Below are 15,046 nucleotides of genomic sequence, written 5' to 3'. Positions count from 1 at the left end.
TAGCCTGGGTGGAGCGAAGCGTAACCCGGGAAGTTTATAACTAGAAACCCGGCTTACGCTTCGCTCCACCCAGGCTACAATGTGCAAACCACCTTTTTAATGAATTACTTCGAAGATACAACCATTATACCATCCATTTCGACCTGAGAACCACGAGGTAATGCAGAGACCTCTATTGCTGCTCTTGCTGGATAAGGTGCTGCAAAGTAACGACTCATCGCTTCATTAATTAAAGGAAAATGATGTAAATCAGTTAGATAAACATTCAATTTTACTATATGTGCCAAACTGCCACCTGCAGCTTCACAAACAGCTGACAAATTTTCCAAAACCTGAGTAATTTGCAGTTTAATATCTTCACTACAAAGTTGCATCGTTGCAGGATCAAGTGGTATTTGTCCTGAAAGATAAACTGTGTCACCACATTGAATGGCTTGTGAATAGGTTCCAATCGCTTCTGGAGCCAATTTTGTATTTATAGGTCGCATTAATTATCCCCTTGTTTTTTTCTATAAAGACGCATCACCACTTTATTTGCCCGCAACCTACGCATTACACGAGCCAAATGCGTTCTATCAACAACACTAATTGAAAAAGTAACCGCATTATGCCGACCATCACGTGGATCTACATTGATGTTACCGATATTGGATCCTGCCTCAGCAATAGCAGTTGCCAGGGCAGCCAAAACGCCACGCTCATTCACTACATCAACAGTAATATCAACCCAGTATTCTCCCTCAACTTTTTCATCCCAACGCAAGGCAATGAATTGTTCTGGATTGCTTCGTGAATTTTTTAAAGTAGCACAATCGCTGCTATGAACAATAATTCCTCGGCCTTGTTGGAATTTTCCAACAATATTATCACCAGGAATAGGCTGGCAACATTCGCCAAAATGAACCACCATGCCCTCTGTTCCTTTAATTGCCAATGGATGCGCTTTAGTTCCTTTATCCAACTCATTAGAATCTTGAGTCACTACCAATCTTTTGGCAATGACCATCGCCATTTGGTTGCCTATACCTATTGCATAGAGCAAATCATCTATCGCTTTATAATGCAGGTCACTTAATAAAGCCTGTAACGATTCAGGCGGGATTTTAGCGTAATCGCTAGATAGTTCATTGAATGATTGTTCAAGAAGGCGTTTTCCTAAACTAATTGATTCAGTATTTTGTTGGCTTTTTAGAAAGTGACGTATGTTAGAACGAGCTTTCCCTGTGACTACAAAATTTAACCATGCCGGATTAGGATGCGCGCCCGCTGCGGTAATAATCTCAACTGTTTGTCCGTTAGATAAAGGGATACTGAGCGGAACTAATTTTCTATTTACTTTCGCTGCCACACAACTATTACCTACTCCGGAGTGTACTGAATAAGCAAAATCTACGGGTGTTGCCCCTTTAGGCAACTCCATAATATGCCCTTTAGGGGTAAAAACGTATACTTCATCTGGGAATAAATCGATTTTGACGTTTTCAATAAATTCCAACGAACTACCCGTGCTGCGCTGCATTTCCAAAAGACTTTGCACCCATTCTCTTGCGCGCAGTTGCGCCTCATTTACTTCAAGACCAGATGATTTATAAATCCAATGTGCAGCAACCCCATTATCAGCAACTTTATCCATATCGCGAGTACGAATCTGCACTTCCAGTGGAACGCCAAATGGTCCAAACAAAGTAGTATGCAAGGATTGGTATCCATTTGCTTTAGGAATACCAATATAGTCTTTGAACCGTTGTGGAACAGGTTTATAGGTGCAATGTAACGCGCCTAAGATACGGTAACAAGAATCAATATCTTCAGTGATTACACGAAACGCAAAAACATCAGTAATCTCAGTAAAGGAGGCTTTTTTCTGACGCATTTTCTTATAAATGCTGTATAAGTGCTTTTGTCTACCGAATACTTGTTCATATGGAATATTCAATTGCGCTAAAGCCAATTGCAAATCACGTTCAATCGTCTGAGTCAATTCACGTCGGTTGCCACGAGATTTTTCAACTGCTGATTTAATTGCTCTATAGCGCATAGGATATAAGGCCTGAAATCCCAAATCTTCAAGGCCTACATAAATCGAGTGCATACCTAAACGATTCGCAATCGGGGCATAAATCTCCAGAGTTTCAATGGCAATGCGTCTGCGCTTTGCATAAGGCATTGAACCTAGAGTTTTCATATTATGCAAACGATCGGCCAACTTAACTATAATTACTCGGATGTCCTTGACCATAGCCAAGACCATCTTACGAAAATTTTCTGCCTGGGCTTCAGCTTTTGATTCAAATTTGATTTTTGTCAGCTTGGTAACACCATCAACAAGGGAGGTAATTTCTTCACCGAATTGACGTGTTAAATCATCTTTACTCACTGATGTGTCTTCAACGACATCATGGAGTAAAGTCGCCATAATAGTTTGATAATCTAAGCGCATGCGTGCAAGAATTAATGCTGCAGCAACAGGATGGGTAATATAGGGCTCGCCAGAACGACGCATCTGGCCTTGATGCGCTTTTTCAGCGACCAAATAGGCTTGGTAACATTTTTCTATTTGCGACTGCTCAAGATAGCATTTCAGCTCTTCATCGAGCTCCTTAAAGTAGCTCACGCAGTACTCCCTAGTATCTAACATGACCGTACCCCTATACCCCTAATTCACACCGTTTATGATGTCCCGAATAAATCACAATCCGTCATGATTCTTAACCTGGGTGAAGCGAAACGGAACCCGAAAAATTTTGGCACTCACTTACGCCCAATTCGCTGACGGGCACAAGCCTGGGTTCCGTTTCACTTCACCCAAGCTATATGAATATTTTTTTTATCTAAAAAATTACTCTTTATCCAAAATTTCTGGAGTAATCAAACCTTCTGCTATTTCACGCAAAGCCACAACTGTAGGTTTATCATTTTCCCATTCAACCATAGGTTGATCACCTCGAACTGCAATTTGGCGCGCACGTTTAGTAGCCACCATAACCAGTTCAAATCGATTTGCAACATTTTTTAAACAATCTTCAACTGTAACTCGGGCCATAACTCATTCTCCAGTAGCAAAACTTCGTATTTTACTGCGATGACAACAGGAAAGAAAGCAATTTTGATTGTTTATTTGTCTGCCGCTCAATACGTAAGCGGTTTGCAATCACAATTGCCCCCAATTCCATAGCAGCCTTTTCAAAGTTATCATTAACGATCAAATAATCAAACTCAGAATAATGGCTCAATTCATCTTGTGCTTTTTTCATCCTATCACTTACTACATCATCTTTATCTTGTCGACGATTCAACAATCGTTGTTTTAATACATCTAAAGACGGAGGTATAATAAAAATACTCACCGCGTCAGGAAAAGAACGTCTAATCTGCTCCGCTCCTTGCCAATCTATATCCAGAACTACATCGATACCCTGCTGCAAACGTGTGGTAATTTGCTCCATCGATGTTCCATATAAATGATTAAAGACTCGGGCGTGCTCTAAAAAAGCACTATCTTCAATCATACGTACAAATTCATTTTCATCAATAAAAAAGTAATCTACCTCATGTCGTTCCCCTGGTCGCATCGCTCGTGTTGTATGCGAAACGGATACTTCAACATTTTCCAGAGTCTCCACTAACTTTTTTACTAAACTTGTTTTGCCTCCCCCAGAAGGTGCTGCAACAATAAATAAATTACCCGAATAGTCACCCACAATAATACTCACTCAATGTTTTGAATTTGCTCACGCATTTGCTCAATTAAAACTTTCATTTGCACTGCACTCTGGGTCAATTCCACAGAGTCAGACTTTGAACTTAGCGTGTTCGCCTCCCTATTTAATTCTTGCATCAAAAAATCAAGGCGCCTTCCTGCTATTTTATCGCAATTTAACGTCCGACTCACCTCATTAAGATGAGTATTCAATCTATCTAGTTCCTCACTCACATCAATACGGGTCAAAATTAACGCAATTTCTTGATCCACTCGTGAATCCTGAACCTCCATTCTCACTGAATGCAATCGGGTCAACAGTTTATCTTTAACTTGTTCTGTTTGCGTTGATACTATAGAACGTGCACGCTTAATTTCTTGACCCAATTCACTTAACCGTGTTTCCACATGTACTTTTAATGCAGCACCCTCGGTGGTGCGCATCTGCTTTAATTGGTCAATTGCTTCTTTAAATAGTGACAGCGCATTCTCCCCTAATACATCGGCATCGGGTACACTGGCTTGGACAACACCAGGCCAAGAAAGAACACGACTAACTCCTAAATCATTTGGCAAATTATGTGATATGGAAAGTTTTTCACCTAAATTCACTAATGCATTTACCATGCCTATATTTATAAGCATAGACTGATTATTGGAACTTGTGTCTTGGTATTTCAGCTGGCACTCTAATTTTCCACGATGTATCGTATCTCGCAATAAATGACGTAATTGTGGTTCTATAAAGCGAAACGACTCGGGCAACCGAAACGAAACATCAAGATATCGATGATTAACTGATTTGATTTCCCAACAAAAATGACCTTCTTCAATCTGCTTTTGCACTCGTGAGAAAGCCGTCATACTTTGAAGCATTATAGACACCAATGAATAAACCTTGCGCGAATATACCCCAATTTAAAGCAATTGGACAGAGAAAAGCACTACAAGATGGTGACAGCTCAAGAATATACCCGAGTTAATGAACTTGACTCGGGTATAAAAATTATTTGCTTACTGATGACGGTGTTACCGACTCCGTTGGCTGACTTTGAGACAATAATTCGCCCATTCTCTCGTTCATCCAACTCATGAGTGTTACTGCAGACATCACACGCAGACCTCGTGGCAAGCCGCCTTTGAAAAAGACAGCAGCACCTTGTGCTGCATAAAGATTCTTGGCTGTCTTAAAAAAACCAACTGGGTTTGCAGCAACTGATGCCTGTTGGGCTGTCTTTATCACGTCAAACGTTTGCGAAGCCAATGTTGCCCCTACTCCAGCCATTAAGCCCGCAAGCATTGATGCAAAATAGTCGTTTGGATAATGCTCTTTTATTTTAGTTTTTAATGCCGGAGTCACCGCCAGAAAAAATGTAGAAAACATTCCTTCCCTCAACATCGTTGCCAACATTCCTGTGTAAAGACGAGGCCAACCACCTTGCTGCACCAAGTGAGTGCCGGCTGCGAAGAAACTTTTTTTTTGGTGTGTCATGATCATTTCTGTAGGACAACTTATCGCCGCAGAACCAACCCCAGCAGCAAAAGCACTCACCAACCTTTGTCTATCAGTCAACTCATATCGATTCCCAAAAAACCAATTTTGGAAAAAGCGATTCAAACCCACTTGCACCGCAGTTATGGGAACCATACTGGCTGCATTGGGCAATATGCCTCGATACAATACTTGTGGGTTTAGAGTAAAAGGCTCTCCTTTTTGCATACGGGTTTTTATCGACCACAAAGGATGATCGACCAATACTTCAAAGGCTCCCGTAACACTTCCAGAAAGAATACTTTGAAATACACTTAGATTATTTTTCTTTTCTTTAGGGGATGATTCTTCTTTATGTGCCTCAAATTTAGCTTGGGTCATAATATTCTCCAATAGTTAAATCAAATGAATTTATTACCCGCTGGTCCCCGCCTCCCTAGAGAGGCGCGGATAATGAAAGACCGCCCTAGGGCAAGGAGGGTAAGAAAAAGATCACTAAAGAAGAAATAGCGTTTTGAGAAGAGACTAAATCGCAGACAAATAGCGCGCTGGCAGATAAATCCGCACAAAGTGCAACGCTGATTTCTTGACTACGATAGCTCATAATGAAATATTTTTTTAAAGTTCGACTTCAAACATAGCATGATGAACCATCATTAATCAACATGCGTTTAAAAAATTTTTTGACCCTAAAATATATCTATATGTTTATAAGATTATCCACTTATTTCTCTATGTGTTTTTATGTTTAGAGGACCTTGTATCTCTTAGTCCTAAAGCAATAATCATGCACTTTATTTACATCTCGCACACTTTAAGATGCAACTCAGGGAGTTAAGCGTTATAATTCCCAATTTTGCGAGGATTATCTAATGCGCCCAAGTAACCGTGAAGCAGATCAACTACGTCCGATTAAAATAACCAGAAACTATACAAAGCACGCCGAGGGTTCTGTCTTAGTTGAATTTGGGCAAACTAAAGTATTGTGTAATGCATCCGTAATTGACGGTGTTCCTCGTTTTATTAAAGGGAAAAATCAAGGTTGGGTTACCGCTGAATATGGAATGCTTCCTCGTGCCACACATAGCCGCACTGAACGCGAAGCGAGCAAAGGAAAGCAAGGCGGCAGAACTATGGAAATCCAACGCCTTATTGGTCGCTCTCTAAGAGCATGTGTTGATTTAAAATTCTTAGGTGAAAATACAATTACTCTAGATTGCGATGTCATTCAAGCGGATGGGGGTACAAGAACAGCAGCGATTACTGGCTCTTGTGTGGCCATGAGAGATGCAATCAATTGGATGGTAGAACGAGAAAAAATACGTAAAATGCCTGCGTTTCATTACATTGCTGCAGTGTCTGTAGGACTCTATCGAGGCCAAGCGGTACTTGACTTGGATTATGCAGAAGATGTTCTGGCTGAAACCGATATGAACGTTGTTATGAACGAAGCAGGACATTTCATTGAAATTCAAGGAACTGCCGAAGACCGACATTTTAATCGTGATGAATTAAATAGTATGCTTGCACTAGCTGAACTAGCTATTCCTCAACTCATTGAAGTACAGAAAAACGCATAAAAGCCCTCATCCCGAACGTAGCAATAATCGTAGGCTGGGCTGTTAAGCCCAGCATTTTAGTTCACAATGATGAGAGGACACATTAATTCGACAAACGCCGGACTTAAGAGCCTACGCGTACGTCATCCCAAGCTCCTCAGAATGACAAGTCCTCTTTCTAAAATATAGATTTATCAATAGCCACGTCGCGTGCGATATGGGTGGAAATAATATTTTTCTTCACCAGCTCGGTTAAATGCTGATCTAAGGTTTGCATTCCTTTACCTTGGCCTGTTTGGATGGAAGAATACATTTGAGCTACTTTGTCTTCGCGAATTAAGTTTCGTATGGCACCAGTACAAATCATAACTTCTAAAGCAGCAACTCGACCGCCACCATTTTTTTTCAATAATGTTTGTGCGATAACAGCTTGCAATGACTCAGACAACATCGAGCGGATCATCGATTTTTCTTCAGCGGGAAACACATCAATAATCCTATTGATGGTTTTAGTTGCAGAATTAGTATGCAAGGTACCAAATACTAAATGTCCTGTTTCAGCAGCTGTCATTGCTAAACGGATTGTTTCCAGATCACGCAACTCCCCCACCAAAATCACATCAGGATCTTCACGTAATGCAGAACGCAAGGCGGCATTGAAACTGAGTGTGTCTTTATGAACTTCACGCTGATTCAACAAACATTTTTTACTTTGATGTACAAACTCTATGGGATCTTCAACCGTCAAAATATGATCATAACGGCTGGCATTAATGTAATCGATCATGGCTGCCAAAGTCGTACTTTTTCCTGATCCTGTTGGGCCAGTAACGAGTACTAATCCTTTAGGATAACTGCACATTTCTTCAAAAATAGACGGTAGTCCCAAATCATGCATGCTTAAAATTTCAGAAGGAATAGTACGAAAAACAGCCGCAGCGCCACGCAATTGATTGAATACGTTCACCCTAAAACGAGCCAAATTTGGTATTTCAAAAGAAAAATCGGTTTCCAAACTCTCCTCAAACTCTTTCCTTTGCCTATCATTCATCACATCATAGATAATTTTTATTACTTCTTTGTGCTCCATGGCCGGCAAATTGATTTTACGTAAATCTCCATCTACACGAATCAAGGGAGGCAATCCTGCAGAGAGATGTAAGTCTGATGATTTATTTTTTACAGAGAAGGCTAATAGTTCTGCTATATCCATTGCTTGGTTCATCCTGATTATTTATCAATAACAGATCGGGTAATATTGTTAATCTACTAATTAGATCTTAATTAAATAATTCCACAAGTCAATTTTCTAAATTATTTTAATAAGTACCCTATTCTGGAAATCCCTCGCTTAACGAATCAACTAACACTCGGCAAACATAGTTTCTTTTGCTATTGTTGGGGTTTTCCAAATGCATTTAAATGATCATGAGTCTTCATCAAAATTTAACGCAAATAAAACAATTAATCACACAAACTGAGCTGGAATGTGGTAGAAAACCAGGTAGTGTCCTATTGCTGGCAGTGAGCAAACAACAAAGCATCGAGGCAATTCGTGAATTATTTCAGCTGGGAATCACTCACTTTGGAGAAAGCTATTTTCAAGAAGCACAACCCAAAATCAATGCATTAAAAGATACGCCTGTATGTTGGCATTTTATTGGCCCAATTCAAAGTAATAAAACAAAAGGAATTGCTTCGTTGTTTCAATGGGTTCACAGCATTAGTCGCCTTAAGATCGCCCACTATCTCAATGAATATCGTCCAAGCACTTTAGATCCACTCAATATCTGTTTACAAGTTAATCTTGTCGATGAAAAAACTAAATCAGGAATCGCTCCTGAACATATCGCTGAATTAGCCAGGGCAGTGAGCCAACTCCCTAATCTCAAGCTAAGGGGCTTGATGACTATTCCTCCACCACAAAAAGAAATACAAGCACAATATGAGTTATTTAATCAGCTTCACCAACTCATGCATTCACTCAATCAAGAGCTTAATCTAAATATGGATACATTATCCATGGGAATGAGTCATGATATTGTCCCTGCAATAAAAGCCGGCGCTACCATAATCCGAGTCGGCCAGGCACTATTTGGTGAGCGACAAAAATAATGCAACACGATATAATCGTGCAACATCAGCAGTATCAATGAGGTATAGGGGAAAATATGTCAGGTATTATCGCAGTGACACTCTTTGTTGTTTCTTTACTTTTTTCACTGGTTATTCTCAGTTTGTGGCTGCGCATAGCGTTACGCTATTTACGCGTTAGTGCACTTCATCCTGTAAACCAACTCATTTATAAAATCACAAATCCTATAGTCAATCCAATTCAACTGTTATCAAAACAACCCTATAAGCCAGGACAAAAATATGATATCCCTGCGTTCATTACCTTAATTTTGGTTGAACTATTAAAAATCATCTGCATTAGCCTTCTTTCCCTACAGGGATTAATCCCGATTGTATACATATTCCTTTATATAATTGCTGACTTAATCATTCAGCCTTGTGATATTTTGTTTTTTGCCATACTCATACGTGTTGTCATGAGTTTTATCAATCCAAATTGGCAAGGCCCAATTGCTGATTTCTTACGTTTGTTGACCGAACCTTTGTTAAAACTTGGTAGAAAAATTGTTCCTGACATTTCTGGCTTTGATTTTTCTCCTTTTATCATCATAGTCTTATTAAAAATAATCACCCTATTTATCAGGGCCAACCTACCCTGGAGATTATTATAAAAGCGACTATACTTAATTTTAAGCAGAGGATTATCAGGATTGAATTATGAAATTGACGTTCCTCAGTAGTACCGGCTTAGTACTAATCATTTTGCCTTTTAGCCTCTTCGCTGATACGCAATCATATTATTGTCCACAAAATCACGGATACATTAATATCGGGATGACGCCCGATCAGGTTATTGCCGCATGCGGCCAACCCGTGAGCCAACAAGAATCAAATCAACCCGTACTACAAAAAATTCCTGTACAACAACTTATTTACAATAACATGGGAACAAGTACTGCTTTTTATGGTGTGTGGAACGTGCCCACAGGTAATGGTGGTGTACAGCTTGAAATAAATATTGTGAACCAAAAGGTACGCTCTATTAAAATGAATGGTTCTGATAGTAATGCAGTTTCGGTTTGCCAAGGCGCGAACATTCAAGCAGGAGATCCCGTACAAAAAGTATATTATGCATGTGGTTCGCCTTCTATAGTAAACAATACGTTCATCAATGAAATTGTGCCAACGGCAGAAAAACCTAAAATTTGGCTCTACCAACCTGGGGAATATCAGCCCCCCGTATCTATGACTTTTGTTAATGGTAAACTGCAATCCATTCAATAATTGTATCCCTTCCCTCGCCGCACGGGGTGAAGTAAGTGTAGGCTGGGCTGCTGCTAAGCCAAGCATTTGCTGAGTTGATTCTTATTCTTCAAAATGCCCATTATGAAAACCATCACGATAATCTCAATTAGCAAAAAACTTATCTAGGGTGCATACATTAGCATTGTTACATGCTGGGCTTAGCAGCCAGCCTACGTTTATTGAGTTATTTTTGTCAACGAATTACCCAACGCATGCAGGGATGACAGAGTTATTTCATTACAGCATCTATTTTTGACAAATCACAGTTCAATACTATGGTAAGTTAAAAAAATAAGATAAACTCTCAAAATTTTGGCGTAGAGATACATCATGATTGATGTACCTTTTTTCTTTGAATATTTATTGAGGTAAGACCCGACATGAGCGAAAGTATAGATGAAATCACCATTGCATATAATGAGAATGGGACCGAAACCGTTAAAGAGCTGGATAAGAAAGTATTAACCAAAGGAGCGTGGACAACCATTATGTTTAAATATCAGGATTGGGATAATGCTCAAAATGATTATGGTCCAGTTAAATTTTCAATCCGACGTTATCAAAAACGTAATAATCAATACTGGCAAAAATCCAAATTTAACATTTCTAGTGCAGAACAAGCACAGAAAATCATTGATATTCTTAATGATTGGCTGAAGTAATGTTACATAATAAAACATTTTTTTATAATTGAACTAAAATAAATACCTCCCAACCTCCAGATTTTAGTTCGCTTCCTCTCAGATAAATTTCATTATAACTCGTTATAAATAAAGCATTTTTACTTTTTAAATAAATGAACTACCGAAGGGTTCTTTCAACCCAATCGCCAACATGACCACAAAATAAACCCTAAGATTCAAATTTGTTCTACTTCTTAAGGTTGAGTTAATTTTTGAGCCGTATAATAGGGATTAAATTCAACAATCAATATAAGAAATAGCTATGCAGAATAAAACAGAAGCGCCAAAACTAAAAAGTGGTCAACACACTGTAGCTCCGTCATGGTTTCCAGATTTATCCACCATGCCGGTTTTTTCACCACCAATGGAAATGATGAAGCAAAGACTGCAAGCTGCAAAAACTGGTGACACACCTGTAAGACCAAGTTGGCTTCCAGACTTTAGCAGTATGCCATCGCTCCCAGGACCAATGACTATAGTAAAGCAAAGAATGCAAGCTGCAAAAACTAGTGATGGCTCTGGAACTACACCATGGTTTTCAAGTTTATTCACTATGCCAGTGGTTACAACACCAATGGATGTGGCAAAACAAAAACTGAAAGCACCAAAAGCACAACACCAACCAGTAACCACACCTTGGTTTCCAAGCTTTAGCACTATGCCATGGCTCTCAGCACCAATAGAAATGGTGAAGCAAAAAGCACAGGCCACAAAAACTGGCAGCAAACCAGCAAGTACACCTTGGTTTCCAGACTTTAGCAGTGCGCTATGGTTCTCAACACCAATGGATGCAGTACAACAAAGATTAGCTCAAGGTCATACACCATCTGGAGCTACACCTGATGGTTCAGTACCACCAACACCGCCGAAAAAACCTAGTTATCCAGCGTGGATGCCATCAACGGAGCAAATGCATCAACAAGCGTGGAATGGCGCCAATTTTGCAGTTGTCGCAATGCTAACTAGTTTGAGCATCGTCAGCGTACAAAGTCCTATCAAAACGATGTTGGTTAATTTAACCAAGAACGGTTGCGCGATCCCCGTATATCAAGGTGGCATGTTGGGCTTTGCTAGAGCAATGTATGCAGGAACTTCAGCGTCTATTTCTGGCTCAGTAATAAGAACAGGTTATGTTACCGGTGCTAAAGGTGGCAGCAGACCTGTAGAAGAAGGGATCGTAAAAGATGAGGCTCGAGAGGATGGTAGAAAATATGCTGCTAGCTATGGGTATGTTATGGCCATGGCATTAGGTGATGTTCTGGTAACACAAATACCGGAATCATTATCCACGTTGAAAAAAATACCCAACTTCCTTCCCAAAGGGTTTACATGGAAAACAGCTGTTAATGCCAAAGAGTTGATGCTAGGCGGCTTTGGCCCTAGATATGCATCAGGAATGGTTAATTTTGGTGCATTGTGTGTTCTTGAAGAGAGAATAGCAAAAGGTTTGCCAATTCAAAATCATAACGCAGCGCATTTCACAGCGGGTATGCTCAGCGGTATGGCTGCTGCGGTTGTCTCGTACCCATTCACTGCGTTTAAGGATTATACTCTGGTGAAATCTACTATTACACCAGAAGGAAATCTGAAAAGTGCCAGCTCGCTTAAATTAACACAAGAGTTATTTTATGCCTTTATGAGTAGTCCCCAAGCTTCAGCAAAAGCTTTTGGAGAAATGTTTCTGAAGCAAGCGCCTCTGCGAATGGGCTTAACTGGTGTTATCTTTGCTCTGGTTGCTGGTGTTGGTGAAGTGGTGGGACCAGAACCACTGACACGTGTAGTTTCAGAAGATTACCGACCCTCTGTAGGTAAATCCAGACATGGTATGTTTGCACAGCCTCAAACACCTCGAATTGAAGAGATTGATGAGACCAATGAGCATACACAAACACCAACGTCTAATGGTCCAACAGGTGGCAAGTAATTAACGTGAGTTAATGAAGTAAAAAATCCACATAACAAACCATTTTATTTTCTAAAATGGTTTGTTATGTACAAAAATAGTGTATGATAGTACTGTGATGTGCAATTTTGAGTCATACGTTACAGTATTTAAATTATTAAGGATGAAATATGATGTCACGCAATATTGTTGGATTTTTTGCTAAACCTGCCAGAGCTGTTGCTGAAACAACTCTTTATACACTGGGTGCAACAGCAATAGGCTCTAGTATTTATCGTGCTGGAAATTATGCTGGTGATACACTCTTTGGGACTGACAAACAACCCCCTGCACCAGAACAAATTAAAACTCATATCAATCAACCTAATCATGAAGATCGAGAAAATTCAGGTAGACCTGGTATGTCATTTAGTGGATGCTAATATAATTGAGGGATGGTGTAGTCAAGTTGCTTGACAAACACCAGTCCAAAATTTAAGAAACACGAAGCGCCTTTATATCCATTCAAGACCGGGATGAGTGCGTTCAAAGTACTTCTGAACTATTTGTTCTGAAACCAAATCCATACGTGCTGGATGCCATTGAGGATTTTTATCTTTATCAATCAACAAAGCTCTGACTCCCTCATAAAAATCATGATCATGCATGAAATGACTGACCATGTCATAATCCATTTGCAAACATTGTGCTAAAGATAATCCCTTCGCTTTTTGTAATTGAGCCAAAGTCACTTTAAGACTCAAAGGAGACTTTTGCGCCAAAGTATTATCAACCGCCTCAGCCCATACTGTATTAGCACTTTGTAACGACCCTCGAATCAGTTCAATTGTTGGATGCGCAAAACAAACATTAATCAAAGGTTTAATCTGGCTAATGTCTTCAGTAGGGGATACAAAAGAAAAGCGCTGCAAACATTGATTGACTTGCTCAAACGCATCTGTTGATAAATCTTGGTTCATTAACGCATCATATAAAGCAGACATTTGCTCTGATGACACTATTTTTTTAACCAGTCCGGCTTTTACTGCATCCTGAGGACCTAAACGATTACCAGTTAAACCCAAATATATGCCTAAATGTCCTGGACATCGTGCTAATAAGTAACTGGCACCGATATCAGGAAAGAAACCGATACCTGTCTCGGGCATAGCAAATACAAAACGTTCGCTAGCTATTGGGTGGCTACCGTGCATAGAAATGCCCACCCCTCCTCCCATAACCATACCATCAATCAAAGAAATATAGGGTTTGCCAAAATGATGAATAAAGTGATTTAAACGATATTCGTGCCAAAAAAACTGCATTTGCTCTGCGTCATTGACCTGACCTGATAAATAAAGCGAACGTATATCGCCACCCGCACAAAATGCATTCCCGGGAACAGCTTGCACGATCACTGCATGAATCGAGTCATCTTCTTTCCAAAGACTTAATTGTCTTTGCAAAGTAAGAATCATATTCAAAGTCAGTGCATTTAATGCCTTGGGCCTATTTAATGTGATGACCCCCAATGAACCTTCTTGATTAAAAAGTACCTCATCAGTCATAATTATTTTCCTTTGAACTGCGCAGCTCGTTTATCTAAAAACGCTCTAACTCCCTCTTGCTTGTCTTCAGAAGCGCATACTTTAGCAAAGTGGATGGCCTCAAGATGCAACGCATCAGTCAAAGACAAATCATAACCATGATCTATGACTTCCATAACACCGGCTACAGCAAGTGGTGCCATACTTAAAATTCCTTGCAATAACTTTTTTCCCTGCTCCAACATCATTTCTGGTTCAACAACCTCACTAACGAGTCCCCAATGTAATGCAGTTTCTGCATTAATAAATCGTCCGGTCAAACACAAGTCTAGAGCACGTCCCTTGCCAATTAAGCGAGCGAGTCGTTGTGTGCCACCATAACCAGGAATAACGCCCAGTTTTACTTCAGGCTGACCAAATTGAGCTTTAGCTGAAGCAATTCGTAATGTTGCAGAAATAGCCAATTCGCAACCACCGCCAAAAGCAAAGCCGTTCACGGCTGCTAATGATGGCTTACCCAAAGTTTCCAGAAGTCGGAATACTTCCTGTCCACGGCAAGCAAACTCATATCCTGTTTGCGCACTACATTCAGCCAATCGATTAATATCCGCACCAGCGCAAAAGGCTTTGCCACTCCCAGTAATCATTAGTGCCTTAACTTTAGGTGTTACTTTTGCATAATGGAACGACTCCTCCAAAGCATCTAATACTTCTGAGCTTAAAGCATTTAACTTTTCAGGTCTATTTAAAGTTAAAGTCAAAATCCCTTGGCTATCCAAATCTTGCTCAATTAAATTCATTC

16 protein-coding genes are annotated in these 15,046 nt (G+C 39.9%); 7 read left to right on the top strand and 9 right to left on the bottom strand.

Annotated features, from left to right (window positions below):
- Window positions 1-104: 104 nt before the first annotated feature.
- The 6 genes from BGO44_RS06010 to BGO44_RS05985 form a co-directional block, all read right to left on the bottom strand.
- Window positions 105-488 (bottom strand): RidA family protein, encoded by a 384-nt coding sequence (locus tag BGO44_RS06010; RefSeq protein ID WP_058512166.1) that lies wholly within the window; start codon window positions 486-488, stop codon window positions 105-107.
- The gene (spoT, locus tag BGO44_RS06005; protein WP_058512165.1) at window positions 488-2,614 is read right to left on the bottom strand and encodes a bifunctional GTP diphosphokinase/guanosine-3',5'-bis pyrophosphate 3'-pyrophosphohydrolase; all 2,127 of its coding nucleotides are present in this window, start codon (window positions 2,612-2,614) and stop codon (window positions 488-490) included. The genes BGO44_RS06010 and spoT overlap by 1 nt, the downstream gene beginning before the upstream one ends.
- 225 nt (window positions 2,615-2,839) lie before the next feature.
- Window positions 2,840-3,043, bottom strand: coding sequence for a DNA-directed RNA polymerase subunit omega (rpoZ, locus tag BGO44_RS06000; protein WP_010653170.1), 204 nt, complete (start codon window positions 3,041-3,043; stop codon window positions 2,840-2,842).
- 31 nt (window positions 3,044-3,074) lie between these two features.
- Window positions 3,075-3,704 carry a guanylate kinase gene (gmk, locus tag BGO44_RS05995; RefSeq protein WP_273198676.1) on the bottom strand — a complete coding sequence of 210 codons (630 nt, stop codon included), beginning with the start codon at window positions 3,702-3,704 and terminating at the stop codon, window positions 3,075-3,077.
- A gap of 5 nt (window positions 3,705-3,709) precedes the next feature.
- Window positions 3,710-4,576, bottom strand: coding sequence for a YicC/YloC family endoribonuclease (locus BGO44_RS05990; protein ID WP_058512163.1), 867 nt, complete (start codon window positions 4,574-4,576; stop codon window positions 3,710-3,712).
- 130 nt (window positions 4,577-4,706) lie between these two features.
- On the bottom strand, window positions 4,707-5,573 hold the full coding sequence (locus BGO44_RS05985; RefSeq protein WP_058512162.1) for an MC/SLC25 family protein: 867 nt from the start codon (window positions 5,571-5,573) through the stop codon (window positions 4,707-4,709).
- 491 nt (window positions 5,574-6,064) lie between these two features.
- On the opposite strand from BGO44_RS05985, the gene rph reads away from it, so the two are divergent.
- Window positions 6,065-6,772, top strand: coding sequence for a ribonuclease PH (gene rph / locus BGO44_RS05980; RefSeq protein WP_058512161.1), 708 nt, complete (start codon window positions 6,065-6,067; stop codon window positions 6,770-6,772).
- A 157-nt stretch (window positions 6,773-6,929) separates the two neighbouring features.
- Here rph and BGO44_RS05975 read toward each other — a convergent pair whose 3' ends face one another.
- On the bottom strand, window positions 6,930-7,964 hold the full coding sequence (locus BGO44_RS05975) for a type IV pilus twitching motility protein PilT (RefSeq protein WP_058512160.1): 1,035 nt from the start codon (window positions 7,962-7,964) through the stop codon (window positions 6,930-6,932).
- A 215-nt stretch (window positions 7,965-8,179) separates the two neighbouring features.
- Here BGO44_RS05975 and BGO44_RS05970 point away from each other — a divergent pair, with 215 nt between their 5' ends.
- From BGO44_RS05970 to BGO44_RS05945, 6 genes are all read left to right on the top strand, one after another.
- A complete protein-coding gene (locus tag BGO44_RS05970) occupies window positions 8,180-8,866 on the top strand; it encodes a YggS family pyridoxal phosphate-dependent enzyme (protein ID WP_273198570.1) in 687 nt (228 codons plus the stop codon).
- 56 nt (window positions 8,867-8,922) lie between these two features.
- Complete coding sequence (locus tag BGO44_RS05965; protein ID WP_058512159.1) at window positions 8,923-9,498, top strand: YggT family protein; 576 nt, start codon at window positions 8,923-8,925, stop codon at window positions 9,496-9,498.
- A 46-nt stretch (window positions 9,499-9,544) separates the two neighbouring features.
- Entirely contained in the window at window positions 9,545-10,111 is a 567-nt protein-coding gene (locus BGO44_RS05960; RefSeq protein WP_058512158.1) for a DUF2845 domain-containing protein, read from the top strand.
- A gap of 401 nt (window positions 10,112-10,512) precedes the next feature.
- On the top strand, window positions 10,513-10,794 hold the full coding sequence (locus BGO44_RS05955; protein ID WP_058512157.1) for a hypothetical protein: 282 nt from the start codon (window positions 10,513-10,515) through the stop codon (window positions 10,792-10,794).
- Window positions 10,795-11,077: 283 nt separating this feature from the next.
- Window positions 11,078-12,739 carry a hypothetical protein gene (locus BGO44_RS05950; RefSeq protein ID WP_058512156.1) on the top strand — a complete coding sequence of 554 codons (1,662 nt, stop codon included), beginning with the start codon at window positions 11,078-11,080 and terminating at the stop codon, window positions 12,737-12,739.
- A gap of 149 nt (window positions 12,740-12,888) precedes the next feature.
- Complete coding sequence (locus BGO44_RS05945) at window positions 12,889-13,140, top strand: hypothetical protein (RefSeq protein WP_058512155.1); 252 nt, start codon at window positions 12,889-12,891, stop codon at window positions 13,138-13,140.
- Between the two features lie 72 nt (window positions 13,141-13,212).
- Here the strand turns inward: BGO44_RS05945 and BGO44_RS05940 are convergent, their stop codons facing one another.
- Complete coding sequence (locus BGO44_RS05940) at window positions 13,213-14,265, bottom strand: enoyl-CoA hydratase/isomerase family protein (protein ID WP_273198571.1); 1,053 nt, start codon at window positions 14,263-14,265, stop codon at window positions 13,213-13,215.
- A 2-nt stretch (window positions 14,266-14,267) separates the two neighbouring features.
- Window positions 14,268-15,044 carry an enoyl-CoA hydratase/isomerase family protein gene (locus BGO44_RS05935; RefSeq protein ID WP_058512153.1) on the bottom strand — a complete coding sequence of 259 codons (777 nt, stop codon included), beginning with the start codon at window positions 15,042-15,044 and terminating at the stop codon, window positions 14,268-14,270.
- Between the last annotated feature and the right edge of the window lie 2 nt (window positions 15,045-15,046).

The organism is Legionella sp. 39-23 (assembly GCF_001897665.1).
Lineage (GTDB): Bacteria > Pseudomonadota > Gammaproteobacteria > Legionellales > Legionellaceae > Legionella > Legionella steelei.
Note: the sequence above shows the minus strand (reverse complement) of the source record. Positions and strands in the feature narration are given on the sequence as shown.

Bases quoted from the DNA above. Each gene is read 5' to 3' on its own strand.
- BGO44_RS06010 (WP_058512166.1), bottom strand. From the start codon at position 488: ATGCGACCTATAAATACAAAATTGGCTCCAGAAGCGATTGGAACCTAT.
- rpoZ (WP_010653170.1), bottom strand. From the start codon at position 3,043: ATGGCCCGAGTTACAGTTGAAGATTGTTTAAAAAATGTTGCAAATCGA.
- BGO44_RS05990 (WP_058512163.1), bottom strand. From the start codon at position 4,576: ATGCTTCAAAGTATGACGGCTTTCTCACGAGTGCAAAAGCAGATTGAA.
- BGO44_RS05985 (WP_058512162.1), bottom strand. From the start codon at position 5,573: ATGACCCAAGCTAAATTTGAGGCACATAAAGAAGAATCATCCCCTAAA.
- rph (WP_058512161.1), top strand. From the start codon at position 6,065: ATGCGCCCAAGTAACCGTGAAGCAGATCAACTACGTCCGATTAAAATA.
- BGO44_RS05975 (WP_058512160.1), bottom strand. From the start codon at position 7,964: ATGGATATAGCAGAACTATTAGCCTTCTCTGTAAAAAATAAATCATCA.
- BGO44_RS05970 (WP_273198570.1), top strand. From the start codon at position 8,180: ATGAGTCTTCATCAAAATTTAACGCAAATAAAACAATTAATCACACAA.
- BGO44_RS05965 (WP_058512159.1), top strand. From the start codon at position 8,923: ATGTCAGGTATTATCGCAGTGACACTCTTTGTTGTTTCTTTACTTTTT.
- BGO44_RS05960 (WP_058512158.1), top strand. From the start codon at position 9,545: ATGAAATTGACGTTCCTCAGTAGTACCGGCTTAGTACTAATCATTTTG.
- BGO44_RS05955 (WP_058512157.1), top strand. From the start codon at position 10,513: ATGAGCGAAAGTATAGATGAAATCACCATTGCATATAATGAGAATGGG.
- BGO44_RS05950 (WP_058512156.1), top strand. From the start codon at position 11,078: ATGCAGAATAAAACAGAAGCGCCAAAACTAAAAAGTGGTCAACACACT.
- BGO44_RS05945 (WP_058512155.1), top strand. From the start codon at position 12,889: ATGATGTCACGCAATATTGTTGGATTTTTTGCTAAACCTGCCAGAGCT.
- BGO44_RS05940 (WP_273198571.1), bottom strand. From the start codon at position 14,265: ATGACTGATGAGGTACTTTTTAATCAAGAAGGTTCATTGGGGGTCATC.
- BGO44_RS05935 (WP_058512153.1), bottom strand. From the start codon at position 15,044: ATGAATTTAATTGAGCAAGATTTGGATAGCCAAGGGATTTTGACTTTA.